Source organism: Neisseria sp. CCUG12390 (assembly GCF_047837985.1).
Taxonomy (GTDB): domain Bacteria; phylum Pseudomonadota; class Gammaproteobacteria; order Burkholderiales; family Neisseriaceae; genus Neisseria.
Genome location: NZ_CP181244.1, coordinates 730856 through 755914, shown reverse-complemented (window position 1 = coordinate 755914; position 25059 = coordinate 730856). Strand labels below are relative to the sequence as shown.

Here is a 25059-nt window from a genome sequence, read left to right as displayed (position 1 = left end):
ACTTGGCTTCCTTACCGTTGACTAGTAAGTCGGCTAGATATTCCTACTTTGATAAAGCTTACTGCTTGTTGTGTGATATTCTCTGCCTTTTGTCTTTCAGAAAATATCTTGATACAATCATCACCCAAATACTGTGACTGAATCTTTTTCAGACGGCCTAAACCGTTTTCAAATTCGACACATTGCAATGCACCAAATTCAGATTCAATCAACATTGTCTTTGTTTGTTGATTTCGGCTTTCCAATTTGTTAAAGATCGATGCGTTTCGTTTTGGCTACTTCGCAAATTAAAATGAGCTGCGCATTCTATAGCAGCTTACTTTGATTTGTAAAGTATTTTGGTGGAGGCAAACGGGATCGAACCGATGACCCCCTGCTTGCAAAGCAGGTGCTCTACCAACTGAGCTATGCCCCCAGTATGAGTTGTGGTGGGTCTGGGAGGACTTGAACCTCCGACCCCACGCTTATCAAGCGTGTGCTCTAACCAGCTGAGCTACAAACCCAAGGTCGTTATGTCGGAGAATTTGATATACCTCTTCTCCTTCATATCTTTGCATCTTCTACAGTTTACCGATAAGTGTGAATGCGACAAACCTCTTCTTTTCTCTAGAAAGGAGGTGATCCAGCCGCAGGTTCCCCTACGGCTACCTTGTTACGACTTCACCCCAGTCATGAAGCATACCGTGGTAAGCGGACTCCTTACGGTTATCCTACCTACTTCTGGTATCCCCCACTCCCATGGTGTGACGGGCGGTGTGTACAAGACCCGGGAACGTATTCACCGCAGTATGCTGACCTGCGATTACTAGCGATTCCGACTTCATGCACTCGAGTTGCAGAGTGCAATCCGGACTACGATCGGTTTTGTGAGATTGGCTCCGCCTCGCGGCTTGGCTACCCTCTGTACCGACCATTGTATGACGTGTGAAGCCCTGGTCATAAGGGCCATGAGGACTTGACGTCATCCCCACCTTCCTCCGGCTTGTCACCGGCAGTCTCATTAAAGTGCCCAACTTAATGATGGCAACTAATGACAAGGGTTGCGCTCGTTGCGGGACTTAACCCAACATCTCACGACACGAGCTGACGACAGCCATGCAGCACCTGTGTTACGGCTCCCGAAGGCACTCCTCCGTCTCTGGAGAATTCCGTACATGTCAAGACCAGGTAAGGTTCTTCGCGTTGCATCGAATTAATCCACATCATCCACCGCTTGTGCGGGTCCCCGTCAATTCCTTTGAGTTTTAATCTTGCGACCGTACTCCCCAGGCGGTCAATTTCACGCGTTAGCTACGCTACTAAGCAATCAAGTTGCCCAACAGCTAATTGACATCGTTTAGGGCGTGGACTACCAGGGTATCTAATCCTGTTTGCTACCCACGCTTTCGAGCATGAACGTCAGTATTATCCCAGGGGGCTGCCTTCGCCATCGGTATTCCTCCACATCTCTACGCATTTCACTGCTACACGTGGAATTCTACCCCCCTCTGACATACTCTAGCTACCCAGTTCAAAACGCAGTTCCCAGGTTAAGCCCGGGGATTTCACATCTTGCTTAAGTAACCGTCTGCGCTCGCTTTACGCCCAGTAATTCCGATTAACGCTCGCACCCTACGTATTACCGCGGCTGCTGGCACGTAGTTAGCCGGTGCTTATTCTTCAGGTACCGTCATCAGCATTCGATATTAGCAAATGCCTTTTCTTCCCTGACAAAAGTCCTTTACAACCCGAAGGCCTTCTTCAGACACGCGGCATGGCTGGATCAGGGTTCCCCCCATTGTCCAAAATTCCCCACTGCTGCCTCCCGTAGGAGTCTGGGCCGTGTCTCAGTCCCAGTGTGGCGGATCATCCTCTCAGACCCGCTACTGATCGTCGCCTTGGTAGGCCTTTACCCCACCAACCAGCTAATCAGATATCGGCCGCTCAGATAGCGCAAGGCCCGAAGGTCCCCTGCTTTCCTCCTCAGAGTATATGCGGTATTAGCTAATCTTTCGATTAGTTATCCCCCACTATCCGGTACGTTCCGATATGTTACTCACCCGTTCGCCACTCGCCACCAAAAGAGCAAGCTCTTCCGTGCTGCCGTTCGACTTGCATGTGTAAAGCATGCCGCCAGCGTTCAATCTGAGCCAGGATCAAACTCTTATGTTCAATCTCTAACTTTTTAACTTCTGGTCTGCTTCAAAGAAACCGACAAAGAATAGATATCATCTACATCTTGTCTGTTTTTGTCGCAGTGTGAGGCTTACCGCACTCACACTTATCGGTAATCTGTTTGTTAAAGAGCGTTTCCTGCTGCGTCAGCAGCGAAGAAACCGAACTATACCCCTCTCCCCTTACAACCGTCAACCCATCAAACCGACTTTTTTAACAGAAAAACAGCAAAACACTGTTTTACAACAATATTATTTATCACAAACCACAACCCGAATCCTGCAAAAACTCCCCAGCCGCACAAACCGGTAAATTAAAACCGCCTGAAGGAAAACTTTAGACGGTCTCAACATTAATCTTCGTGATATAGTGCTGCATAACCGATACTTAAAACCACGACATAAATCACATGAGCAAACACATTCTTTTAGGCATCAGTGGCGGCATTGCGGCTTATAAATCATGCGAACTGGTTCGTCTTTTGAAAAAGCAGGGACATGAAGTTACCGTTGCCATGAGTCGCGCGGCAACCGAATTCGTTTCCCCGCTGACTTTTCAGGCTTTGAGCGGTAATCCCGTTCTTACCGATACCCATGATGGCGAATCCGGTGGCAACGGTATGGCGCACATTAATTTGACGCGTAATGCCGATATTTTTCTTATCGCACCTGCTACTGCCAATACTTTGGCCAAAATCGCCAACGGTATTGCAGACAATCTACTGACCAATTTGGCGGCCGCACGAAAATGCCCGCTTGCCGTCGCGCCTGCGATGAATGTAGAAATGTGGCTCAATCCGGCCAACCGGCGCAATATCCGCCAGCTTGTTTCAGACGGCATCACCGTATTCCAGCCCAACAACGGCGAACAGGCTTGCGGTGAGGTCGGTGTCGGCCGTATGCCGGAAGCCGTCGAACTTGCCGACCTGATTCCTGATTTATGGACACCGAAAACCCTGGCCGGCAAAAAAATCCTGATTACCGCCGGCGCAACTTTCGAAGCCATCGACCCTGTCCGCGGCATTACCAATATTTCCAGCGGACAAATGGGCATCGCGCTTGCCCGAGCCTGCCGTGCCGCCGGAGCCGACGTAACTTTGGTTTACGGACAGATTCAGACGGCCTTACCTGCCGGACTGCATCATATAGAGCAAGCAATCAGCGCGGAAGCCATGTATCGCGCCGTACACCGGCATATTGAAGAACAAGATGCCTTTATTTCCGTTGCCGCCGTTGCCGACTACAAAATCCGCAATGTCAGCGAACAGAAGCTGAAAAAAGACGGCAGCGGTAAAGCGCCCATAATCGAACTTGCCGAAAATCCCGATATTCTTGCTTCCATTGCCGCATTGCCCAATCCGCCGTTTTGCGTGGGCTTTGCCGCCGAAAGCGAAAATGTCTTGGAATATGCGCGCGCCAAACGCCTGCGCAAAAACATTCCGATGATTGTCGCCAACCAAGTTTCACGAGCGATGAGCAAAGCCACCAACCAGATTACGATTATCGATAATGAGCAGGAAACTTCGTTTCCTGAAAGCAGCAAGCAGCAGGCTGCGGAAGCGATTGTGAAGCGGCTGACTGAACTGATTAAGTGATTTAAAAGCACCAATGCCGTCTGAAAATGGAATGTTTCATTTTCAGACGGCATTTTATGTTTCCACAAAGTGTATCTCACGAATTCATAATCGCAGCCAAAATCTGCTCGCGCATACCGCGCCCCTGCTCATCTTGTTTCACAATCATCGCAAATAAGCATTTGCCGCCGCTCATGCTTGCCCAATAATCGCCAATCGCGCATTTTTCCTTGCTATCGTCATTACTTTTATACGCTTCGCCTTTGTATTCCAACACCAGCAAACGCCCATCGTGCAATTCACAGACAAAATCAGGGAAAAAACGGTTATTGCGTACACCCGACAACGGCAGCCAAAAACCACGTTTACCCAAATCAGGATTGCGAATCCAATGTTTTATTTCAGGCAGCGTATCAATGATTTGGGCACAATTAAACTCTTCGCCACTGGCTTTTAAATTTTCAATTTCCACAAAAAAATGTTTGCCAAAACGATATTTTCCCGAATAAAACGGTGGCTGCGGAACATACTGTTCAGGCGTAAATTCATAGCAAAATTGGCTATCCAAACACACTTGCATTTCTGCCTTATCATCAAACAAAGTCGCTTGATAGCCTTTTACCATTGCCTGTTCACGATAACGATTCATTAAGCCGTCAATCGCGCGCGCCAAAGCAAATTTATGTTGCAGCAAATCCGACAGCATCAGATTTTTCGCCAACAAATTATCCACCACACGGTGCAAAAACGGCAGCATTTGACTTCGCGGCGTATCATCATGTTCAATTTGCCTATCCAACCAATTCACCAAATCATTTGGCGAATAATTCAAGAAACTATCTTGCACTTGCACCGTATGCGCTGCCGTGCGATAAAACATTTCTTCAGAATCATCAACATCAATACTGAATTGCACTCCGTTATTAGCTGCCTGAAAATCCACTTCGGCAGGATAATCGTTAATGTTCCAAGCCAACAAATCCAGCAATCGTTTTGGCTCAAACAATTCCAATTCGCCTTGATGCACCACACACATTTGCGGCAATTTTGGAAACGTTTCACCGCGTTCAGATGGCGATTTTGCTAGCTCAATTTTTTGATTATGCACAGAAATTTGCGTTTTCAATGCTTCTCGTTTTTTACCGCTGGGCGAATGCGCCAACAGCCATTTTTCTGTTTCAGGCGCAATCCTGCCTGAAATCTGCACAATCGCTTGATGATTGTCTTGTGTGGTCAATTTAATTTGTGCGCGTTGGCTTTCAGGCAGCGTGGCAACATCAGGCACGCTACTCAATTCAAACACGCTGGCGGTTTGGCGTTGAATGGTGGGCAATTCATTTTTGTCAAACAAATCATCTTGTTCAGACAAATCATTGCGTAAAATTTTGGCAATATCCAAATGATTAAAACCCATATTGACCAATTTATCGGTCAAACTGGCGGCTGCCTGCCCAAATTGTGGCGACAACAAATGCGCATACGCCCAATTCAAATCTTCCACCGTACGCTGTTGGGCATACGGCATACGCAGCACGCGCCCCAATAATTGTTCCGCATCTTTGGCAGAATTCACGTTTTGTAACGAACAAAACACATAGGCAAATGGACAATCCCAGCCTTCTTTCAAGGCTTCCACCGTAATCACAAACTCAATCGGACAAGTAGGCGACGACACATCAATGCCGTCCAACTCGCGCTGCGTCCCCGTTACCACTGCAATTTTTTCAGGCGCAATATTCAGACTGCCTGAAAGATAGTCGCGCAATTTTTCTACTGTAACTTCGCCGTTTTTATTTTCCGCCTGAAACAGCACAATCGGGCGGATATAATCAGGTTCGTGCTGCGCTTTGGCGGCCAAATCCGCGCGTTGTACCACCGCCGCATCCACAATTTCTTCCCAACTGTGTTTACTGTGGTCTTGCACATAAATCGGCAGTTTAATCATCTGTTCCGCTTTCAACGCCGCTGCGCCCACGTGAAAAATAATATTGCTGCCGTGATGTTTGTCTTCGTTTGGTGTGGCTGTAAATTCCACAATCGCCGATGGCTTCACACGCCGCAGCGTTTCAAACGTCAAAGCCGTACGCGCATTGTGCGCCTCGTCCACAATCACAAGCGGACGATACGCCGCCAACAAATTGGCAAACGAACATTTCACTTTACCCACCGCTTGCGCTGATAAACCGTTTTCCTGCACATCGTTTGCGCTGATTTTTTCCAAGTTGGCGTTTTCAGGCAGCCTTGCAAAATGTGGTTCAAGCAATTCATGATGCGCGTAAATTTTGCGTCCGGCAGTATCATCAACACGGAAATTCTGAATCGTGGACACAATCACAATCGTTTTGCTGCCCCAATCTTGCGGCTTGATTTGCGTAAATTGTTCTGCATCCAACACCAAAACCTCGCGGTTAAACGCCGTATCCAATGCTGCCCGATACGCATGATGACGATTGTTCAACGCTTCCACCGTTTGCGCCTTAATCGTTTTGCTCGGCACCAGCCACAACACCACAGGGCGTTCGCAATCCAAATAATCCTTTGCCGCATGCGCCATCGAATGCGCTGCCAACAGCGTTTTACCGCCACCAGTCGGAATACGCACGCAAACATAGGGGATAGACCATTGATTGTCAGGATTTTTATAGCGCACATCAGGCACCATTTGCTCGAATGCCTTTTCAGACGGCATATCGCGGCTTAATTGCAAAAATTGGGATAATTGGTTTAACGCATCTTGTTGATATTGTTTTAATTGCATGATTTTTCCCTATTATTTATCGGTAACGTGATACGGAATTTGTTTAAACACCATACGATTTTGCCGCAACGCCTCATCGCCCAAACGACACGCCTCGCCATACATCACAATCGTTTTGCCCTGCGCCACAAAATCCGCCAAATCGGGCAATTCCGCTAAAATTTTGCGTGTTAAAACATTGCCGTTTTGCGGTTTTTTATCGCCCAAAATACCGTTGTATAACAAATAATAAACCGTATTTTCATGCACCCCAATCAACGGTGTATGGGGTTTGATGCCGTCTGAAAAAACAAACGGCGTTTTCGTTTGCAAAAACCAAATATACGCCGCCAAATCCGCAAATTTAATTTCAGGATTGAGCGAACCATATTCATCAAACACCGATACGCCCAATTCGCAAAAACGAAACGCGCCACCGCCTTGCCAATTCAGGCTGCCTGAAACGCCGCCTTGTTCGCCGTCAATCACTTGGCGCAAACGCGGCACTACATGGGTTTTGGCGTGTTCGCCGATTTCAATGCCGATGTAGCGGCGGTTCATTTTGTGAGCAACGGCTACGGTTGTGCCGCTACCGAGAAAGCTGTCTAAAACCAAATCGCCTTGATTGGTGGCAAGCGTTAAAATTTTCTGTAATAAGGCTTCGGGTTTTGGGGTATCAAAAACATCTTCAGAATTAAATAGTTTAACTTCTTGTTTGGCTTGTTGATTGTGTCCGACTTCAGTGTATTTCCAAATGGTTAATGAGGTAACGCCATCTTTGACATCGGACAGAAATCGTTTAATGGCAGGCACATTATTTCCATCTTTTCCAAACCAAATGCGATTATCTGCAACCATTTCGTCAAATTTTTCTTTGGAAACACGCCAACAATATCCAGTAGGCGGATTAACAATTCTTCCACTTGGAACAGTAATGGGATAATCTGTATTTGCATTGTATGTTTTAACTGATAAATCCCCTGCTTTCCAACTTCCACGCGGGTCATTATCAGGATTTTTGTAACGTGCATTCATTTCATCAGAACGCAGTAATAAGTTTGGTCGCCATTTCTCTTTGTTTTTCGCATAACACAAAATATGGTCGTGATTGTCGCTTAACCATTTCGCATCATTTTGTGGTGCATACTTCTTTTCCCAAATCACATTATTAATAAAATTATTCCGCCCAAAAATTTCATCACACATGATTTTGCAATAATGGCTTTCGTTGTCGTCCAGCGTAATCCAAATGCTGCCATCTTCCGCCAACAGTTCACGCAACAATTCCAAGCGCGGATACATCATGTTCAGCCACAAGCTGTGTTCCAAATTATCATCGTAATGCGAAAACGCCGAACCCGTGTTATACGGTGGGTCTATGAAAATACATTTGACGCTACCTGCGTAAAACGGCAGCAGAGATTTCAGCGCGTCCAAATTGTCGCCCTGAATAATAAGATTATCTGTAATCAGTTGATTTTTAATTAAATTTTCAGTATAATTGGCTGGCTGGCTGGCTGGCTGGCTGGCTGGCTGGCTGAGCCATAAGAATATTCTTTATTTTCAACCAGTAAGCGATACGCACTTTTTCGCGCCGCGCGTACCGCTTGTTCTTTGTTTGACCAATTTAAAATCGGCATAAAAGCCCCCTTTATTTTTCTGTTTTAAAACACGGAATATCTATACTGTAATTGATGATGCCGTCTGAAAATAAAGTTTCTGCATAACAAAAATTTTGTTTTCAGACAGCATCCATTATTTACAACCCCAGTTCGCGCAGGAACCGAATGTCGTCCGCCCAACCGGATTTGACTTTTACCCACACTTTTAAAAACACTTTGGTATCGAAGAGTTTTTCCATATCCAAACGCGCTTCGGTGGAGATTTTTTTCAGGCGTTCGCCGCCTTTACCGATGAGGATGGCTTTTTGGCTTTCTTTGTCGACCAATACGGCGATGTAGATGCGGTAGAGGCCGTCGGTTTCTTCAAACTGCTCGACTTCGACGTTCATGGCATACGGCAGCTCTTCGCCCAGATAGCGGAACAGTTTTTCGCGCACGATTTCCATGGCCAAGAAGCGGCCGGATTTGTCGGTAACCATGTCTTCGGGGTACATGGGAATGCTCTCGGGCAGATAGGGCTTGAGCGTTTCCAAGAGATTGGCGATGCGCAGGCCGTGTTTTGCGCTGACGACTTCGTGTCCGGCAAATTCGAATTCGGTTTTGACTTCGTTCACAAACGCTTCGAGCGCGTATTTGTCTTTGGCTTTGTCTTTGTCGATTTTGTTGACAACCAATAATACGGGCGTGTGTTTCGGGAGCTGTTTCATCACTATGCGGTCGGCGTCGGTAAAGCGCATGGCTTCGACGACGAAGACGACGGCATCGACGCCGCTCAAGGCTTCGGTGACGTTTTGGTTCAGGCGGTCGTTGAGCGCGTTACGGTGGTTGACCTGAAAACCCGGGGTATCGACGAACACGAACTGCGCGGTGTCGTCGGTGTAGATGCCGGTTACGCGGTTGCGCGTGGTTTGGGCTTTTTTGCTGGTAATGCTGATTTTTTGGCCGATTAAGTGGTTCATCAGCGTGGATTTACCGACATTCGGACGGCCGACGATGGCAACGAAGCCGCAGCGGTAGCCGTCGGCGGATCGGGTTTCGTTGTTTAAAAAAGTTTCGATGTCCATTTTTGCTTTCTGCTGGATTGGGTTTTCTTAATCGGGCTGTTGGCCGTTGTGTGCCTGCCATTGGCACTCGGTCAAAGCCATCTCGGTAAAGACGGCTTTAAACGACGAATCTTCGGGTGAGCAGGCATATACGCCGAAACGGATGCGCTCCGCACCTTTCCATAAATGGCACACCCGCATTTGCCGGAAATCCGAGCCGTCAAACGAGCATTCGATGCAATAATCGTCTTCGCGCCTGCTCAGGCGGTACCACATGGTTTTGATTCCGGCAGCGATTTCGGTCGTCGCCCAATCGGAATAACCGTGGTTCGTAACCACACTGCCCAAATGCTGAATCCGTTCGTTTTCGTATTCGACGGAGGCTTTCAGCCAATTTTCGCTGTCCAGATAAACCGCAATGCCGCATTGATCGAACCGCTGATGACTTCCGTGAAATTCCGTTTTCACGGTAAAACTGAAATAGCGTTCATCGGTCGTCATTTGCAGCACAGGCGCATTATCGTTCCGGAAACGGTAGTAAGTGCGCTGCCACAAATCGGTATGCGGTTCGGTCGTGATTTCGATACGGTTTTCGCCGATATGGAAATCTTTCGGCGTCCGCGTCCAATGAAAATCATGCAGATTGAGTGTCATATGATTCTTCCCGACATGAAGCCGATGTTTTGAAACGTAAAATCCATAGGTTTAAGTTTCGCCAGATGCCGTCTGAAAATCTCATACGCGGCTTCAGGCTTAAAGGTTTTGTTTATTTCTTGGGCTTTTTCATCGGAAACTGCTGCTCCAGCCATTTCAAGGCTTCGGCGGCGGTTTCCTGCTCGGCGGCCTTGCGGCTTGCGCCCCCGGCGCGGGTAATGAAACCGAGTTCGCCCAGGTCACAGGAAATAACGAACCTCGTCTCCGAACCGCTGCCGGTCTGCTCGTCAATCCGGTATTTCGGCAAGGCCAGACGGCGGGCTTGCAGGGCTTCCTGCAATGCAGTTTTGTTGTCTTTGCCCTGGTTTTTGAAATCGACGTGTTTCACGCGTTCGGCAAACAGGCGGCGCACGACTTTTTCAGCGGCGCCAAAATCGGCATCGAAGCTCACGGCGGCAAACAGGGCTTCCATCGCATCGGCCAGAATCGAAGGCCGTCTGAAACCGCCGCTTTTGAGTTCGCCCGCGCCCAAATACAGGCCGTCGCCGACGTTCATTTCCAGCGCGATTTCGGCCAATACGCCCTCGTTGACCAAATTGGCGCGCAGCCGCGACAGCTCGCCCTCGGTCAGTTTGGGGAATGCGTCAAACAACATTTTGGCGACGGTATAGTTCAACACCGCATCGCCGACAAACTCGAAACGCTCGTTGTGTTTCGCGTTGAAGCTGCGGTGGGTCAGGGCTTGCTGCAATAATCCGGCATTGCGGAATTCGTAGCCCAAATGCTTTTGGATGGCACGGTGGGCTTGCTGTTTCAACAAATCGGGTTTCATGGAGGTTCCTGTCGTTCAGCCCGAATGCGTTTCCATACTTGTCAAAATATGCAGACACTTTAAGGCTGATGGTTTTTCAGACGGCGTATTGTACCATCAAACGCCCTCTTTCACGGCGGATAGCAAGTGCGGAAAACGGCCGAATCGTGTAAAATCACGCCCGTATCATCTGTTCGAAACCATCATGAATATTTTTGCCCAAGCCCTGCAAACCGCACTCGACCGCTGCATCGCCACCAAAACGGTAACCGACGAAGGCAGGCCGGTCGGCTTCCTATACCGCGAAGCCCCCGTGTTCGAACACGACAGCGGCTGGCGTTTCTTTACCGGCGAAGAAAGCGACGAATACACCGATAATCCCGACAATTTCACCGTGTGCAGCATATCGGACATCACCAAAAACAACCCCGACATCACCGCCCTGCTCACCCGACCCGAGGGCAGCGCGTGGGAATTGGACGAAGACGGCGGATTTCAGGCGGTGGCAGACTGGCAGCCCCGAGATTAATTTTTCAGACGGCTTCATTGTCTATCAGGCCGTCTGAAACCACTTTATGATTAAGGATTTAACTATGAACATCATCGAACCCGTTTTAGACGGCAAACAACTGCGCATCGGTATCGTACAGGCGCGCTTTACCAACGAAATCGGCGGCGAAATGCTGAAGGTCTGCTGCCGCACGCTGAAGGAACTGGGCGTAGCCGACGACAACATTACCGTCGCCACTGTACCCGGTGCGCTGGAAGTGCCGATTGCCCTGATGAATCTGGCCTCTTCCGAACAATTCGACGCGCTGATTGCCATCGGCGTGGTGATTCGCGGCGAAACCTACCATTTCGAACTGGTGTCCAACGAATCCGGCGCAGGCGTAACGCGCGTGGGTCTGGACTACAACATCCCGATTGCCAACGCGATCCTTACCACCGAAAACGACGAACAAGCCGTTGCCCGCATTGAAGAAAAAGCGTCCGACGCGGCCAAAGTCGCCGTAGAAATGGCCAACTTGGTCAACCGTTTGCTGGCCGACCAATTCGACGATGAAGAAGACGACGACGAATAATGCCGGTTATTTTTTCAGACGGCCCGACAGATTTGAGGCCGTCTGAAAAACAAAGCTGAGTTCCGATTTGGCGTTGATGCCTCCGATTCAAACCGAATCCGCCGATACCGCCATAAGCTAGCCGCGCAAGCGACAACCTCCCTGCCTGCGCAGGCAGCACACAGCGGATTCATGCAACACATAAAGGACATCCGCTTTTCAGTTTCCCGACTCCGATATTTTTCAGACGGCCTCTGCAAACATCCGGCCGTCTGAAACCTTTCATAAAGGATATTTCCATGAAAACACCACGCCGCCGCGCCCGCGAGCTTGCCGTGCAGGCTCTCTACCAATCCGAAATCAACCGGACTGCCGCGCCCGAAGTCGCCCAAAATATCCAAGACATGCCCGAGTTTGAAAAGGCCGACCAAGAACTGTTCACCAAATTGTTTTTCGGCTCCAAAAACAACGCCGCCGAATACATGGCGCACATCCGCCCGCTGCTCGACCGCGACGAAAAAGACCTCAGCCCCATCGAACGCGCCGTACTGCTGATGGCCTGCCACGAACTTTCCGCCATGCCGGAAACCCCGTATCCGGTCATCATCAACGAAGCAATCGAAGTGACCAAAACCTTCGGCGGTACCGACGGCCACAAATTTGTCAACGGCATTCTCGACAAACTGGCCGCCCAACTGCGCCCGAACGATCCGAAACGCGGTTGATTTTTCTCCTGTAAAAATGCCGTCTGAAAAGTTTTCAGACGGCATTTTTGTTTTAGTAGTATCGGATATTGCGTTTATCGGCAGGCTGAGACCTTTGCAAAACCGAAAGTATTCAAAAACCTCTAATCCGTCATTCCCGCGCAGGCGGGAATCCAGACTTGCAGGTTTCAGAAATATTTAGAAATTACATTAGTTTAAAATCCTGGATTCCCGCCTGCGCGGGAATGACGGGTATAGGTTTTCGGGTTCGAACCAAGTTTTGCAAAGGTCTCGGCCTCTTTATTTCCCAACGCAACCGAGTCATCAATATTCGACCGACCAAGCCACGGTTTGGCCTGCACGCATCGGAACCAAAACTTCACTGCCATACGGTACGCTTTCGGGAACGGTTTGCGCCCGTTTCACCAGCGTCACGGTATCCGCATTTTCCGGCAAGCCGTAGAAATGCGCGCCGTTTTTCGAGGAAAAGGCTTCGAGTTTGTCGAGTGCGCCCGCCTGCTCGAACACTTCGGCGTAAAGCTCAACCGCGGTCATTGCGCTGAACATACCGGCGCAGCCGCAGGCGTTTTCTTTGGCGGATTGGGCGTGCGGCGCGGAATCTGTGCCCAAAAAGAATTTGTGCGATTTTTCGCCGGTCACGGCGGCAACCAAAGCCTGACGGTGGGTTTCCCGTTTCAAAACCGGCAGGCAGAAGTGGTGTGGACGCACACCGCCGACCAACAAATCGTTGCGGTTGAGCAGCAAATGCTGCGACGTCACGCTGGCGGCCACGTTGTCACCCGCTTCGCACACTAGCTTGGCGGCTTCGGCGGTGGTGATGTGTTCGAACACGACTTTCAAATCGGGAACCTGCTGCAACACGGGCTTCATCACGCGCTCGATAAAGGCGGCTTCGCGGTCAAAAATGTCGATGTCAGCGTCGGTTACTTCGCCGTGCACCAAGAAACGCATGTCCTGCGCGGCAATTTCCTGCAACACGGGAATGAGTTTGAACAAATCGGTAACGCCCGAATCGGAATTGGTGGTCGCGCCTGCCGGATAAAGTTTAAAGGCAACGATACCGGCGGCTTTGGCTTCGCGCACGAGTTCGGGCGTGGTTTTGTCGGTCAGGTACAGCGTCATCAAAGGCTCGAACGTGCTGCCCTCGGGCAAGGCCGCGAGAATGCGCTGCTTGTAGGCCAGCGCGTCGGCTACGCTAACGACGGGCGGCTTGAGGTTGGGCATAATCACGGCGCGCCCCATTTGGCGGGCGGTGTAAGGGGCGACGGCTTTGAGCGCGTCGCCGTCGCGCAGGTGCAGGTGCATGTCGTCGGGGCGGATGATGGTCAGGGTTTGCATGGTGTCTTCCTTTGGGATATGGTTTTCAGACGGCCTCACAACCTCCGGGGCCGTCTGAAAAAATTAATTCGTTTGGTTAAACACGGGTTTGGAATGGTAAACCTGATGGGTAAAATACAGCGCGGCTTGCGCGGGCAGCTGGTCGGACGGCGAGGTATTCGCGGTCAGCACCCACTCCTCAGGGCTGCCTTGCGCCCGCCACGCATAGGAAAGCTGGCGGAACGGAAACGGCGTTTGGGTTGATTTGTCGGAACGCAATTCCTGATTCATGCCTTGCGGCACCTGCCCGACCAGCTGCATGAATTGCCTGCGCACCGTGTTTTCATCGGCTTTTTCGGTTTTGACGCTGCAACTTTCCGGCGCAAGGCTGAGATAATAGGCGGCTTGGTTTTTCTCAAGTCTCCAAACCGCGTTCCAATCGAGTTCCATCATGCCGAACGGCAGTTTTTTGACATCATCCGCAGTCAAAGCCTGCGCATTCCGCGTCCCTGCCCACGCGGCCACTTGAGCCGGTTCGCCGCGGTGCGCCACGCACGATTCGGCAAAAAGCTTCACCGCTTCCTGCGCACGCGCTTCTTTCTGCTCGGGCGACAGATCTTCGCCGCCACAAGCAGCCAGCATCAGCACCGCTGTGTACAATAAGGTTTTCTGCATTTTCAGACGGCCTATTTGTGTTTGAGCACCAAGGTAAACACGCCTTCGTTTTCAGTCGATTCCAACAAAACATGGCCGGTTTGTCGGCAAAAGGCTTCGAAATCGCCCGGTGCGCCGCCGTCGGTAGCCAAAACGGTCAACACTTCACCCTGCTGCATTTGCGCCAGTGCTTTTTTGGCGCGCAAAATCGGCAGCGGGCATTTCAAACCGGTTACGTCTAAAGTTTGTGTCATGATGGTTTGCGTTTAATCTGGTTAAATCTTGGGTTAATTATACCCGAGTTGCTTGCGGCTGCGCTTTTGAAACCCTAAAATGGAACATATTTTCATCATGGAGAGCGTTATGCGCCGCATCGGTTTACTGGTTTTGGCTTTGGCCGCCGCTTCTGCTTCTGCTGCACCGCGCAGCGATAAAGACACTTTGGTTAACAGCCGCTATCAGGAAAGCGCCGGAGAAAAGGCCGCACGGGAATTTAAGGAAAGCGACAGCGTCCTGCCCGCCCTGCCCGACACGAAATCCGGCGATTGGTTTGATATTTACGTCAGCGAAAGCTATGCCAAACGGCCGAAAATCCTCTTGAGCAGCCTGCAAATCATGCCTGCGCCCGACACCAGCATCCGCTATATTCTGAACACGCAGTCTTCGCAAGGCCATGACAACCTGACCGCCGAAGGCATTTTCTGCGCCCGTTCCAGCTTTGATTACGGTGACGACAAACGCTCTTCTTATAAAATTTTCGGCTACGGCGATCCTGTCAACCAACGCTGGATCAAACCGCGCAATGCCGACTGGAAACCGATGGGCGGCGCGATGAGCCGCAACGACGAATTGCGCAGCACGATTTACAATGCGTTTTGCGTCGACGGCACGCCGAAATCCGTTGAAGGCCTGATTGAACGCCTGCAACAGCGTGCGGGACGGCACAAACCGAGCATGGTAAACCGCAATAAATAAAACAGAAAAGGCCGTCTGAAAATAATGTCCGCAATTCATTATTTTTCAGACGGCCTTATCAGATTCAAACATTCTTGGACACGACGATGAACATCAGCGAAATCGCCAAACGTTCCGGCTTGAGCAGCAAAATGATTCGCGACTATGAAAAAACCGGCCTGATTCCGCCCGCCGGACGCAGCGAATCGGGCTACCGCCAATATCAGGAAAAAGATTTGGACACACTGCTGTTTATCAGACACGCTCGGGATGTGGATTTTTCATTGGCGCAAATCCAAACTTTATTAAATCTGAAAAACAATCCGCAGCGTACCAGCGCAGAAGTCAAGCAACTGGTTGCCGAACACATCGCCGTGTTGCAGGAAAAAATCACACGTCTGCAAAGCATGACGGCCACCCTGCAATCTTGGCACGACTGCTGTCAGGGAAATGACAAGCCTGAATGTGTGATTATCGAACAGCTTTCGGAACATTAAGCCATCGTTTTTCAGACGGCCTGCGGTATTCCGTTCATACGGATAAAATAAAAAACCTGCCCGAACGGGCAGGTTTTTCCATATGCAGTTTTTAGAAACGGTGGTGCAGCCCCAAAGAAGCGGCGGTTTGCTCGATTTTGCCTTTGTCGGTTGCCGTCAGACGGGTTTTATTGCCCAAACGCATGTAACCGACCTGCCCGCGTACCGAAGTGCGCTTGCTGAAGCGGTAATCCCCGCCGACCACGATTTGGTCGAACTTATCGACCAATTTCTCGCCGCTGTCCACGCCTTTTGCCGGCCAACCGTGCGCGTAAGAAATACGCGGCCGCCAATTGCCGAAGTTATAACCTGCGGTAACGGCAGCATCAATCACTTTTACGGCTTCTTCTTTGCCGGTATCTTTGGTCATGTCGCTGCCGTTGTAGGTGTTAAAACCATCGGTGAAATTCGCCAGATAAGTATTGGCACTTTCATTGGCCTTGGCATACTGTGCACCGAAACCCAAGAATACATTATCGGCATCGTAAGCGGTTTCCAAACGGACAATATGCCCGTCTTCGTTACCGACCCGGTTTTTCCGCAAGTTGTAAGCCAATTTAGCGAAAAATTCGGGATTGCTGTATGTGATACCTGCATTGTATTGATCGCGCCCGGCCTGCTCATGGGTATATTTGTCGTCCGGATTTTGATTGTCGCGCGGAGAATATTGCGCGTTCAACTGTACACCCGCAAATTTCGGGCTGTCGTAACGCAGCGATACATTGCGCGAACCGGTGCGGGTAAACACGCCCAAGCCCAAAGCGTTGGTACTCCACATCCAAGTATCGATGGTGTCCATTTCATTGAGCATGTTATTCATATTGCCCGCACGCAGTTTACCGAACTTACCCTCCACGCCGATAAACGAATCGCGGTTGCCCCATCTTTCGCTGTTGCTTTGTCCCAAAATCGATGCGCGTTGCTCCAGCTGCCAAATGGCGGTAAGATCATCGCCCAATTTTTCGCTGCCTTTGAAACCGATGCGCGAGGTATTGTCGTTGATACGGGTTGAGGCCGCACTTTTTTCGGTGCCGGCACCGCCTTTGATTTTGACCTGGCTTGTGCTGACGCTGCTTTTGATTTGGCCGTATAAGGTCACGTCGGCATAAACGCCGCATGAAAATGCGGAGCAGGCAAGTGCGAGGATGGTTTTTTGCATAGAGTCTCCCTTTCAAAATATGGTTGAACCAACCCCAATATATTAATCAACCCACAACTTAAAAACAAGTTCTTTTAAAACGATAAAAATTTTTATTTATTATCGTTTTGTTTTACATGACTTTGCCAAGCCTGTAAGGCAAACCAAGCAAACAATATGCCGTAACGGTACGGCTTGGGCAGCGGCAACCGGGATGTTTTTGACAGCAAACCGCTTGAAGAAGCGGCAAAGCTGCTGCCTAAATCGGCCAAACGATAAAGTAAAGCTTCGTTTTCGGCTGTTTTCTGCGCACGGGTTTCTTTGAGCCTGCGCTGTTTCAGATGGGATGCGGCCACTTTCAAACGGGCGAGTTTGATTTCCAATTCCAGCAATTCGCGGATTTCTTTTTGTTGTCGGTTCATCGGAATCCTCCTTTTTACTCTTCGTCAATTTGACCGCGCAAATAAGCGATATCGGCTTGAATGTCTTTTAATGTGCTGCCTATGCGGTTGCCTTGGTTTTTCCAGCTGCCGATGATGCGCACACAGGCGATGGCAATAATCAACAGACTTAGTCCGGTAATGCCGAAAAATGTCCAAACGGCTTGCTGATCGGTCAGCACGCGGTTTAAGCCGAACAATAAACTGATCAATGCCACCAGCAGCAGTATTGCTGAAATCACCAGCCAAATCACACTGCGCACGGCATTGCCTGCCTGCTCCGCCAAATCAAGATTCAATAATTGCAGCCGCAACATCAATAAATCGATACCTTGATTGAATAATAATTTAGTATGTTGGATATTCTCTTTGAGATTCATCACTTTTCCCTTTCGCAGCTTTATTCTGTTTTCAGGCATTTAAAATAGAAAAGCCGTCTGAAACCTTTTTCAGACGGCTTCCTTACCGGCTATCAGCGGCGGTTCAGCAACACCCCTACCACCAAACCGGCCAATGCGGCAAAGCCCATTGCGTAATAAGGCTTATCGCGTACTGCTTCATCGGCTTGTCGGGCATGATGTTTGACACGTTCGCCGGCTTCTGCCTCAAATTCTGCAAAACGCTTTTTTCCTTCCTTGAAACGTTCTCCGGCTTCGGCTTCAAATTCTGCATATTTGTCGCGTGCCTGGTCGGCATAATGACTCAAACGCTCACCGGCTTCTTTTTCAAATTTGGTCAGACGCTCTTTCGCAGCGTCCAGTTTTTCCTGTAATTTCACTTTGGCCTGCTTGGCTTCCTCGGTAGTCGCCTCTGCACCGGCATTGTACAGATCCTCTACATCATTCATCACTTCACGAATATCTTTCAACAGAGCTTCTTTACGGGTTTCATAATCATATTTTTTCATTCATACGCTCCTTTGCGTGTTCGTTTGATGTGTTTTCAGTATAGAGACGGCAACATCAGGTTACAAGATAATTTCCCTAAAATTAATCCGCATTCTTGTAAAGATTATGACGTTCAGAAAAGCCCAATCATGAGCCGAACATTTTTCAGAAAACTTATTCCATACCGTCAGATCCGGCATTCTTTACGGATACTTTAAAACAGCATTTGCGGCAAGGCCGTCTGAAATGCCTGCCGTTATTATTTTTCAGACGGCCTGCTTCTTCATCGGCTAAACGGCAGCCAAACCCGCGCCAAACCGTACATCAACGCACCACCCGCTCCCAATATCAAAAACAGAATGCCTTTTTTCCTCGCATTCGGGCACAACCAATACACGCCCAAACTGAAGCTCAAAAATAATACCGCCACGCGCCATACCAGTGCCTTATCCCGATAACGGTTCAATGTATAGGTTTCGGTCATCATCACATACATTTGAAACAGAGCAGCCATGCACATGAAGATAATGCCGGCAGGTAAAAAAATTATCCCGAGTAACTCTTTGCTCATAAACCACATGCCGTCTGAAAATAAAGGTTTCATTATAGGCGATTTTGTCATGCTTTACCGCCCGGGCCGTCTGAAAAACATGATTCGGCACACCAATGCGGCCAACGGATTCCGATCATTATTTCTCCTACGGGATGAACGGCATTATTTGAGAAAACGGCGTTGCAATCGGTTTTCCCATCATTCGCCACCCATTGAAAATGCCGTCTGAAAAACATTTCAGACGGCATGGACACATCTGGCAATCAGCCGTGCAACGCACGCTTGTCGGCAGCCAATGCCGCCTCATGCAACACTTCCGACAAAGTCGGATGCGCGTGGATAATGCGGGCGATGTCTTCACTGCTGGCTGAAAACTCCAGGCTGGTCACGCCTTCCGATACCAGTTCGCTGACCACCGGACCGATCATGTGCACGCCCAAAATACGGTCGGTTTTCGCACAGGCCAACACTTTGATCGTACCTTTTGCCTTACCCATCGCCAACGCGCGGCCGTTTGCACCGAAGCCCGAAGTGCCTTTTTTGTACTCCACGCCTTCGGCTTTAAGCTGCTCTTCGGTTTTACCCACCCACGCGATTTCAGGATCGGTGTAAATCACGAACGGTACGTTGTTGAAATCGATATGCGGTTTTTGGCCGGCAATGCGCTCGGCCACGGCAACGCCTTCATCGCTGGCTTTATGCGCCAGCATCGGACCGCGCACCACATCACCAATCGCCCAAACATTCGGCAGGTTGGTTTTGCAGTCGCCATCGACTTTGATGAAGCCGCGTTCGTCTTTTTCCAAGCCCACGGCTTCGACATTCAGACCATTGGTGTTCGGAATACGGCCGATAGCCACGATTAATTTATCAAAGGTTTCAGATTTGGCTTCGCCTTTGGCTGTTTCGTATTGAACAGTTACGCCTTTTTCGGCTTTAATTTCACCGATTTTCACGCCCAGTTCAATTTCCAAGCCTTGCTCTTTGGTGAAGAATTTGAACGCTTCTTTGGCGATTTGCTGGTCGGCGGCGGCCAAGAATGTCGGCGCAGCCTCCAAAATGGTTACTTGCGCACCGACGCGGTTCCATACCGAACCCATTTCCAAACCGATCACACCCGAGCCGATTACACCCAATTTGGCCGGGACTTCAGTCAGGTTCAATGCGCCTTCGTTGTCCAAAACATCGACGTTGTCAATGGCGATTTGCGGCAGCGGACGGGGTACGGAGCCGGTTGCCACAATGACATGTTTCGCCTCGACAACGGTTTTTTCGCCTTTATTATCCACTTCGATTTGGTACAAATCGCCGTTTTTGCCCTTGAACGAACCCAAGCCGAACAAACTGTCGACTTTGTTTTTCTGGAACAGGAATTTCACGCCGCCGGTCAGTTTATTCACGATGGCATCTTTACGCTCAATCATTTTGGCGGCATCAAATTTGATGTCGCCGACGGTAATACCGTGTTCGGCAAAATCATGTTGCGCAGCATGGAAATGCTCGGATGATTGCAACAATGCTTTTGACGGAATACAGCCGACATTCAAACACGTACCGCCCAAAGCCGGCGCATCACCCGCTTTATTCACGCCTGCGTCAATACAGGCAGTTTTGAAACCCAATTGTGCGGCACGGATAGCGGCAACATAACCGCCCGGCCCCGCGCCGATAACCACTACATCATATTGTGACATTTAAAATCCTTTGTTTTCCAAAAAAGAATTGCTGAAAAGAAGCGATGCCTAGCGTTTTCGGCGGCATAAATAAGGACTATACTCCTTCACTTCCATGCGTGTGATGTTGTTGTAAACACGAATGGTGGCATTCGGATAGGTTTGGCAAAGCGATTGCCGCGCCATTTGAATGCCCGCCTTATTGCTATCGAGCTCGAATTTTTTATTCAGCTGCCTGCCCTGTGCATCATAAGCATTGACCGAATATTCTTTGCCTGAAAAAGCGGCGCACGCCGAGAAAAACAGTGCAGCCAAAATAATCAATGTTTTCTTCATGTTTGATACGCTCAACACGCTTTCAGACGGCCTTTAAGGCCGTCTGAAAATATTACAGATCCAACAACAGGCGCGCAGGATCTTCCAGAGCGTCTTTGATGGCAACCAAAGTCAATACCGCTTCGCGGCCGTCAATGATACGGTGGTCGTATGACAATGCCAGATACATCATCGGGCGAACCACGACTTGGCCGTTTTCCACTACCGCGCGCTCTTTGGTTGCGTGCATACCCAAAATCGCAGATTGCGGCGGATTGATAATCGGGGTGGACATCATGGAACCGAAAGTACCGCCGTTGGTAATACTGAACGTACCGCCGGTCAAATCCTCCAGAGAAATCTTACCGTCTTTGGCTTTAACGGCGTAATCCACGATGGCTTTTTCAATATCGGCAATGCTCATTTGATCCGCATCGCGCAAAATCGGCACAACCAAACCGCGCGGGCTGCCGATGGCGATACCGATGTCGAAGAAACCGTGGTAAACAATGTCGTTGCCGTCAACGGAGGCATTCACAATCGGATATTTCTTCAATGCGGCAACGGCGGCTTTGACGAAGAACGACATGAAGCCCAGTTTGGTACCGTGTTCTTTCTCGAATTTATCTTTGTATTTCGCACGCAAGTCCATGATTGGTTTCATGTTGACTTCGTTAAACGTAGTCAAAATGGCATTTTCCTGTTGCGAAGCCAACAGACGCTCTGCCACGCGGGCACGCAGACGGCTCATCGGAACACGCTGTTCAGGACGCGCACCGGCAGGAACAGGAGCGCTGGCAGAGGACGGTTTGGAAGAAGATGCATTTTGTACGTCCTCTTTCAAGACACGGCCGTCACGACCGGAACCTTGAATCGAGTTCACGTCCACACCTTTTTCAGCAGCCAACTTGGCAGCAGCAGGCATTGCAGGTGCGCCAACGTTTGCTGCGGCAGGTGCTGCCGGCGCAGATTCGGCGGTTGGAGCCGGTGCTGCTTCGGCGGCAGTTGCAGATGCAGCAGCTTCAGTATCAATGCGTGCCAACACCTGATCAGCCGTAACGGTTTCGCCATCGCCTACAACGATTTCGGTCAGGACACCGGCTTGCGGAGAAGGCACTTCCAAAACCACTTTGTCGGTTTCGATTTCAATCAGAATTTCATCGCGCGCAACGGCTTCGCCGACTTTCTTTTTCCATTCCAACAAGGTACCTTCCGATACGCTTTCAGACAGCATTGGCACTTTTACTTCAATAATCATTTTAATCTCCGGTTTGCCGTTTTTCAGACGGCCTGTGATGTGTTCTTAATCCTACGACCTGGTTCAGACCGCAGGCGTTTCTCTCGTCAATTAGAATTAGCCGTTCAATGCATCTTCAACTAATTGTTTCAACTGGGCAACGTGTTTGCTCATATAACCGACTGCCGGTGATGCGCTGCTTGGACGGCCGGCGTAAGACAGTTTTTGGCTTTCGCCGATAACGGCTTCCAAACGGTGGCGGATTTGGTAAAACGCGCCTTGGTTCTTCGGCTCTTCTTGTGCCCAAACCACTTCTTCAGCATTCGGGTATTTCGCCAATTCGGCTTTGACTTCATCGTAAGGGAACGGATAAAGCTGTTCCACACGGATAATAGCCACATTGTCTTCCAGCTTACGCTCGGCGCGACCTGAAGCCAAGTCATAGTAAACCTGACCGGCACACAGAATCACACGTTTCACGCTTTCATCATTGGCACGTCCTGCCTTATCGCCGATAACCGGACGGAAACGCGAACCTTCGGTAAAGTCTGACAACGGACTCATGGCATCTTTAAAGCGCAACAGACGTTTCGACATAAAGATAACCAACGGTTTGCGGTAAGAACTCAGTACCTGACGTTGCAGCAGGTGGAACATTTGTGCCGCTTCAGACGGCATAATAATCTGCATATTGTTTTCCGAACACAATTGCAGCCAACGCTCCAAACGAGCTGACGAGTGCTCAGGACCTTGACCGTCGTAACCGTGAGGCAGGATGGTGGTCAGACCGCACAAGCGCCCCCATTTGGTTTCGCCGGATGACAGGAATTGGTCAATCACCACTTGCGCACCATTCGCAAAGTCGCCGAACTGGGCTTCCCAAATGGTCAGTTTATCAGGAGCGGAACAGGCAAAGCCATATTCATAGGCCATGACTGCCTCTTCGTTCAAGATGGAGTCAATCACTAAGAAATCGGCGGCACCTTCGCCCATATTGCGCAACGGCACATAAGCACCGTCATCCCATTTTTCGCGTTTTTGGTCATGAATGACCGCGTGGCGGTGTGAGAACGTACCGCGACCCGAATCTTCGCCGGAAATGCGCACCCCGGCACCTTTAGTCACCAGATTGGCATACGCAATGGTTTCTGCCATACCCCAGTCAATCGGCTGGGTACCGGCCGCCATGGCTTTTCGCGCTTCATTCACGCGTTTGGCATTGGCATGCAAGGTATAGTTTTCCGGAATATTGGTAAATTTGTCGGCCAAGCGCTGGATATCGGCAGCAGGCAGACTGGTATCGACATCCTCGCGCCAGTCTTGCCCCTGATATTTACGCCAGTCGATACTGGTTCGTTGGAAATTGCTCAATGTAGTCTGCTCAACGTGCTCACCTTTATCCAAGGCTTCACGGTAAGCTTGCACCAAAGCATCGGCTTCAGCTTCAGTAATCACGTTTTCAGCAACCAGTTTTTCAACATATATGGCGCGTGTACCCGGATGTTGCGCAACTCTTTTATACATCATCGGTTGGGTCAAGGTCGGATCATCGCCCTCGTTGTGACCCCATTTGCGGTAGCAGACAACATCAATGACAATATCTTTTTTGAAGGTTTTACGGTAATCCAAAGCGGCTTGGATAGCAAAGCATACACGTTCCGGATCGTCACCGTTGACGTGAATAACCGGTGCGGAAACCATTTTCGCCACGTCGGTACAGTAAACGGTTGAACGGGTATCGCGGGTATCGGAAGTCGTAAAGCCGATTTGGTTATTGATAACGATATGGACTGTACCGCCGGTGGTGTAACCGCGGGTTTGCGATAAGTTGAATGTCGCTTGGTTGACGCCCAAACCGATAAACGCAGAGTCTCCGTGAATCAATACCGGCAAAACTTTCTCTTGGCCGTTTTTACCCAAACGTTCTTGCTTGGCGCGAGCAGACCCCTCAACCACAGGATTTACGATTTCTAGATGCGAAGGGTTAAACGCCAATGAAACATGCATAGGGCCGTTCGGCGTAGCAATATCGGAACTGAAACCCATGTGGTATTTGACATCGCCGCTAGGGTGTTTGATCTCGGCACGCCCTTCAAATTCGGCAAACAAATCACCCGGTTTTTTACCTAAGGTATTGACCAACACATTCAGACGGCCTCGGTGCGCCATGCCGATAATCACTTCTTCGACACCGTCCTTACCGGCATTTTGAATCAGGTAATTCAAACCTGCGATAACGCTTTCACCACCCTCGACACCAAAACGTTTTTGGCCGACATATTTCGTATGCAGGTAACGCTCCAGCGTTTCTGCTGCGGTTAACTGCTTCAGCAAATATTGTTTCTGCTCTTTGGTATAACGCGGCGTAGAAAGAACGCTTTCAAAATAGTTACGGATCCAACGGCGCTCTTCCGTTTCCGGAATATACATATATTCCACCGCCAAGTGACCGCAATAGGTTTGTTTCAGATTTTGGACAATCTCAGACAAAGCCATTTTTTCCTGGCCGTCGAAATCGCCTTCTCCCATGCTGAACTTCACGGCCATATCGGCATCAGTCAGACCATGGAATTTAGGATCCAACGCTTCCAAATATTTAGGAGGCATACGTTTCAGCGGATCCAATTGAGCCGCACCGACACCTTGAATGCGGTAGGCAGAAATCATACGCAACACGCCAACCTGTTTTTTCAGCATAGCTTCATCTACGCTGCCGGCAATAGCGGCAGCGGATCTGCTTTTAGCCAAATTGGTAAACGATTCACGAATCGGGGCATGGGCAACATCAATATCCGCTGCACCCGGCTGCTTGGCTAAATCAGTAAAATATTGCTTCCATTTCTCCTCTACCGAATTCGGATCAACCAAGAAAGCTTCATATAACTCCTCAATATAAGGAGCATTTGAACCAAACAGATAAGAGAAATTGAGTTTTTCGTCCATCATGGCGTGCGCTCTTTTCTTTAAGATATAAA

Annotated in this window: 25 protein-coding genes, 2 tRNA genes and 1 rRNA gene; 6 read left to right on the top strand and 22 right to left on the bottom strand. The window is 49.6% G+C overall.

Annotation, left to right across the window (positions count from 1 at the left end; all coding sequences use genetic code 11):
• Positions 1 to 11: 11 nt before the first annotated feature.
• From ACM67E_RS03520 to ACM67E_RS03505, 4 genes are all read right to left on the bottom strand, one after another.
• Entirely contained in the window at positions 12 to 215 is a 204-nt protein-coding gene (locus ACM67E_RS03520; protein ID WP_416191715.1) for a hypothetical protein, read from the bottom strand.
• A 124-nt stretch (positions 216 to 339) separates the two neighbouring features.
• Positions 340 to 415 (bottom strand) — tRNA-Ala (locus tag ACM67E_RS03515).
• An 11-nt stretch (positions 416 to 426) separates the two neighbouring features.
• Positions 427 to 503 (bottom strand) — tRNA-Ile (locus tag ACM67E_RS03510).
• A 107-nt stretch (positions 504 to 610) separates the two neighbouring features.
• A 16S ribosomal RNA gene (locus ACM67E_RS03505) occupies positions 611 to 2151 on the bottom strand.
• Positions 2152 to 2563: 412 nt separating this feature from the next.
• Between ACM67E_RS03505 and coaBC the strand changes: the two genes are divergently transcribed.
• Positions 2564 to 3748: a bifunctional phosphopantothenoylcysteine decarboxylase/phosphopantothenate--cysteine ligase CoaBC gene (coaBC, locus tag ACM67E_RS03500; RefSeq protein ID WP_416192235.1), complete on the top strand. Its 1185-nt coding sequence runs from the start codon at positions 2564 to 2566 to the stop codon at positions 3746 to 3748.
• A 76-nt stretch (positions 3749 to 3824) separates the two neighbouring features.
• Here the strand turns inward: coaBC and ACM67E_RS03495 are convergent, their stop codons facing one another.
• From ACM67E_RS03495 to rnc, 6 genes are all read right to left on the bottom strand, one after another.
• Complete coding sequence (locus ACM67E_RS03495) at positions 3825 to 6485, bottom strand: DEAD/DEAH box helicase (protein WP_416192234.1); 2661 nt, start codon at positions 6483 to 6485, stop codon at positions 3825 to 3827.
• A gap of 12 nt (positions 6486 to 6497) precedes the next feature.
• Complete coding sequence (locus tag ACM67E_RS03490) at positions 6498 to 7901, bottom strand: site-specific DNA-methyltransferase (protein ID WP_416192233.1); 1404 nt, start codon at positions 7899 to 7901, stop codon at positions 6498 to 6500.
• 47 nt (positions 7902 to 7948) lie between these two features.
• The gene (locus ACM67E_RS03485) at positions 7949 to 8104 is read right to left on the bottom strand and encodes a hypothetical protein (RefSeq protein ID WP_416192232.1); all 156 of its coding nucleotides are present in this window, start codon (positions 8102 to 8104) and stop codon (positions 7949 to 7951) included.
• Positions 8105 to 8223: 119 nt separating this feature from the next.
• A complete protein-coding gene (era, locus tag ACM67E_RS03480; RefSeq protein WP_416192231.1) occupies positions 8224 to 9150 on the bottom strand; it encodes a GTPase Era in 927 nt (308 codons plus the stop codon).
• Positions 9151 to 9177: 27 nt separating this feature from the next.
• On the bottom strand, positions 9178 to 9783 hold the full coding sequence (locus ACM67E_RS03475; RefSeq protein WP_416192230.1) for a DUF1349 domain-containing protein: 606 nt from the start codon (positions 9781 to 9783) through the stop codon (positions 9178 to 9180).
• Between the two features lie 112 nt (positions 9784 to 9895).
• Positions 9896 to 10615, bottom strand: a complete 720-nt coding sequence (rnc, locus tag ACM67E_RS03470; protein ID WP_416192229.1) for a ribonuclease III — start codon at positions 10613 to 10615, stop codon at positions 9896 to 9898.
• A 184-nt stretch (positions 10616 to 10799) separates the two neighbouring features.
• On the opposite strand from rnc, the gene ACM67E_RS03465 reads away from it, so the two are divergent.
• The 3 genes from ACM67E_RS03465 (at position 10800) to nusB (ending at position 12380) form a co-directional block, all read left to right on the top strand.
• The gene (locus ACM67E_RS03465; protein WP_416192228.1) at positions 10800 to 11123 is read left to right on the top strand and encodes a DUF2185 domain-containing protein; all 324 of its coding nucleotides are present in this window, start codon (positions 10800 to 10802) and stop codon (positions 11121 to 11123) included.
• A gap of 64 nt (positions 11124 to 11187) precedes the next feature.
• Positions 11188 to 11676, top strand: a complete 489-nt coding sequence (ribH, locus tag ACM67E_RS03460; protein ID WP_416192227.1) for a 6,7-dimethyl-8-ribityllumazine synthase — start codon at positions 11188 to 11190, stop codon at positions 11674 to 11676.
• A gap of 278 nt (positions 11677 to 11954) precedes the next feature.
• Positions 11955 to 12380 carry a transcription antitermination factor NusB gene (nusB, locus tag ACM67E_RS03455; RefSeq protein ID WP_416192226.1) on the top strand — a complete coding sequence of 142 codons (426 nt, stop codon included), beginning with the start codon at positions 11955 to 11957 and terminating at the stop codon, positions 12378 to 12380.
• A 303-nt stretch (positions 12381 to 12683) separates the two neighbouring features.
• Here nusB and pyrC read toward each other — a convergent pair whose 3' ends face one another.
• The 3 genes from pyrC to ACM67E_RS03440 form a co-directional block, all read right to left on the bottom strand.
• The gene (gene pyrC, locus ACM67E_RS03450) at positions 12684 to 13718 is read right to left on the bottom strand and encodes a dihydroorotase (RefSeq protein WP_416192225.1); all 1035 of its coding nucleotides are present in this window, start codon (positions 13716 to 13718) and stop codon (positions 12684 to 12686) included.
• Between the two features lie 63 nt (positions 13719 to 13781).
• Complete coding sequence (locus tag ACM67E_RS03445) at positions 13782 to 14372, bottom strand: NMCC_0638 family (lipo)protein (protein ID WP_416192224.1); 591 nt, start codon at positions 14370 to 14372, stop codon at positions 13782 to 13784.
• 11 nt (positions 14373 to 14383) lie between these two features.
• On the bottom strand, positions 14384 to 14608 hold the full coding sequence (locus ACM67E_RS03440) for a sulfurtransferase TusA family protein (RefSeq protein ID WP_416192731.1): 225 nt from the start codon (positions 14606 to 14608) through the stop codon (positions 14384 to 14386).
• A gap of 106 nt (positions 14609 to 14714) precedes the next feature.
• Here ACM67E_RS03440 and ACM67E_RS03435 point away from each other — a divergent pair, with 106 nt between their 5' ends.
• Both ACM67E_RS03435 and cueR read left to right on the top strand, forming a co-directional pair.
• A complete protein-coding gene (locus ACM67E_RS03435) occupies positions 14715 to 15326 on the top strand; it encodes a CNP1-like family protein (RefSeq protein ID WP_416192730.1) in 612 nt (203 codons plus the stop codon).
• A gap of 86 nt (positions 15327 to 15412) precedes the next feature.
• Positions 15413 to 15802 (top strand): Cu(I)-responsive transcriptional regulator, encoded by a 390-nt coding sequence (cueR, locus tag ACM67E_RS03430; protein ID WP_416192223.1) that lies wholly within the window; start codon positions 15413 to 15415, stop codon positions 15800 to 15802.
• Positions 15803 to 15893: 91 nt separating this feature from the next.
• Here the strand turns inward: cueR and ACM67E_RS03425 are convergent, their stop codons facing one another.
• From ACM67E_RS03425 to ACM67E_RS03385, 9 genes are all read right to left on the bottom strand, one after another.
• Entirely contained in the window at positions 15894 to 17000 is a 1107-nt protein-coding gene (locus ACM67E_RS03425; RefSeq protein ID WP_416192222.1) for a porin, read from the bottom strand.
• A 92-nt stretch (positions 17001 to 17092) separates the two neighbouring features.
• Positions 17093 to 17401 (bottom strand): hypothetical protein, encoded by a 309-nt coding sequence (locus ACM67E_RS03420; RefSeq protein ID WP_416192221.1) that lies wholly within the window; start codon positions 17399 to 17401, stop codon positions 17093 to 17095.
• Between the two features lie 14 nt (positions 17402 to 17415).
• Positions 17416 to 17799: a phage holin family protein gene (locus tag ACM67E_RS03415; protein ID WP_416192220.1), complete on the bottom strand. Its 384-nt coding sequence runs from the start codon at positions 17797 to 17799 to the stop codon at positions 17416 to 17418.
• A gap of 92 nt (positions 17800 to 17891) precedes the next feature.
• Positions 17892 to 18326 (bottom strand): DUF883 family protein, encoded by a 435-nt coding sequence (locus ACM67E_RS03410; protein ID WP_416192219.1) that lies wholly within the window; start codon positions 18324 to 18326, stop codon positions 17892 to 17894.
• A 263-nt stretch (positions 18327 to 18589) separates the two neighbouring features.
• Positions 18590 to 18877, bottom strand: a complete 288-nt coding sequence (locus tag ACM67E_RS03405; RefSeq protein WP_416192729.1) for a hypothetical protein — start codon at positions 18875 to 18877, stop codon at positions 18590 to 18592.
• 245 nt (positions 18878 to 19122) lie between these two features.
• A complete protein-coding gene (gene lpdA, locus ACM67E_RS03400; RefSeq protein ID WP_416192218.1) occupies positions 19123 to 20553 on the bottom strand; it encodes a dihydrolipoyl dehydrogenase in 1431 nt (476 codons plus the stop codon).
• Between the two features lie 48 nt (positions 20554 to 20601).
• Positions 20602 to 20868 carry a hypothetical protein gene (locus tag ACM67E_RS03395; protein WP_416192217.1) on the bottom strand — a complete coding sequence of 89 codons (267 nt, stop codon included), beginning with the start codon at positions 20866 to 20868 and terminating at the stop codon, positions 20602 to 20604.
• Positions 20869 to 20920: 52 nt separating this feature from the next.
• Entirely contained in the window at positions 20921 to 22105 is a 1185-nt protein-coding gene (gene odhB, locus ACM67E_RS03390; protein ID WP_416192216.1) for a 2-oxoglutarate dehydrogenase complex dihydrolipoyllysine-residue succinyltransferase, read from the bottom strand.
• A gap of 96 nt (positions 22106 to 22201) precedes the next feature.
• Complete coding sequence (locus tag ACM67E_RS03385; protein WP_416192215.1) at positions 22202 to 25030, bottom strand: 2-oxoglutarate dehydrogenase E1 component; 2829 nt, start codon at positions 25028 to 25030, stop codon at positions 22202 to 22204.
• Positions 25031 to 25059 lie beyond the last annotated feature (29 nt).

Bases quoted from the DNA above. Each gene is read 5' to 3' on its own strand.
- ACM67E_RS03475 (WP_416192230.1), bottom strand. From the start codon at position 9,783: ATGACACTCAATCTGCATGATTTTCATTGGACGCGGACGCCGAAAGAT.
- ACM67E_RS03420 (WP_416192221.1), bottom strand. From the start codon at position 17,401: ATGAACCGACAACAAAAAGAAATCCGCGAATTGCTGGAATTGGAAATC.
- ACM67E_RS03385 (WP_416192215.1), bottom strand. From the start codon at position 25,030: ATGATGGACGAAAAACTCAATTTCTCTTATCTGTTTGGTTCAAATGCT.
- coaBC (WP_416192235.1), top strand. From the start codon at position 2,564: ATGAGCAAACACATTCTTTTAGGCATCAGTGGCGGCATTGCGGCTTAT.
- ACM67E_RS03435 (WP_416192730.1), top strand. From the start codon at position 14,715: ATGCGCCGCATCGGTTTACTGGTTTTGGCTTTGGCCGCCGCTTCTGCT.
- ACM67E_RS03395 (WP_416192217.1), bottom strand. From the start codon at position 20,868: ATGAAGAAAACATTGATTATTTTGGCTGCACTGTTTTTCTCGGCGTGC.
- rnc (WP_416192229.1), bottom strand. From the start codon at position 10,615: ATGAAACCCGATTTGTTGAAACAGCAAGCCCACCGTGCCATCCAAAAG.
- cueR (WP_416192223.1), top strand. From the start codon at position 15,413: ATGAACATCAGCGAAATCGCCAAACGTTCCGGCTTGAGCAGCAAAATG.
- lpdA (WP_416192218.1), bottom strand. From the start codon at position 20,553: ATGTCACAATATGATGTAGTGGTTATCGGCGCGGGGCCGGGCGGTTAT.
- ACM67E_RS03425 (WP_416192222.1), bottom strand. From the start codon at position 17,000: ATGCAAAAAACCATCCTCGCACTTGCCTGCTCCGCATTTTCATGCGGC.
- era (WP_416192231.1), bottom strand. From the start codon at position 9,150: ATGGACATCGAAACTTTTTTAAACAACGAAACCCGATCCGCCGACGGC.
- ACM67E_RS03405 (WP_416192729.1), bottom strand. From the start codon at position 18,877: ATGAGCAAAGAGTTACTCGGGATAATTTTTTTACCTGCCGGCATTATC.
- nusB (WP_416192226.1), top strand. From the start codon at position 11,955: ATGAAAACACCACGCCGCCGCGCCCGCGAGCTTGCCGTGCAGGCTCTC.
- ACM67E_RS03445 (WP_416192224.1), bottom strand. From the start codon at position 14,372: ATGCAGAAAACCTTATTGTACACAGCGGTGCTGATGCTGGCTGCTTGT.
- ACM67E_RS03465 (WP_416192228.1), top strand. From the start codon at position 10,800: ATGAATATTTTTGCCCAAGCCCTGCAAACCGCACTCGACCGCTGCATC.
- ACM67E_RS03415 (WP_416192220.1), bottom strand. From the start codon at position 17,799: ATGAATCTCAAAGAGAATATCCAACATACTAAATTATTATTCAATCAA.
- ACM67E_RS03520 (WP_416191715.1), bottom strand. From the start codon at position 215: ATGTTGATTGAATCTGAATTTGGTGCATTGCAATGTGTCGAATTTGAA.
- ribH (WP_416192227.1), top strand. From the start codon at position 11,188: ATGAACATCATCGAACCCGTTTTAGACGGCAAACAACTGCGCATCGGT.
- odhB (WP_416192216.1), bottom strand. From the start codon at position 22,105: ATGATTATTGAAGTAAAAGTGCCAATGCTGTCTGAAAGCGTATCGGAA.
- ACM67E_RS03485 (WP_416192232.1), bottom strand. From the start codon at position 8,104: ATGCCGATTTTAAATTGGTCAAACAAAGAACAAGCGGTACGCGCGGCG.
- pyrC (WP_416192225.1), bottom strand. From the start codon at position 13,718: ATGCAAACCCTGACCATCATCCGCCCCGACGACATGCACCTGCACCTG.
- ACM67E_RS03495 (WP_416192234.1), bottom strand. From the start codon at position 6,485: ATGCAATTAAAACAATATCAACAAGATGCGTTAAACCAATTATCCCAA.
- ACM67E_RS03410 (WP_416192219.1), bottom strand. From the start codon at position 18,326: ATGAAAAAATATGATTATGAAACCCGTAAAGAAGCTCTGTTGAAAGAT.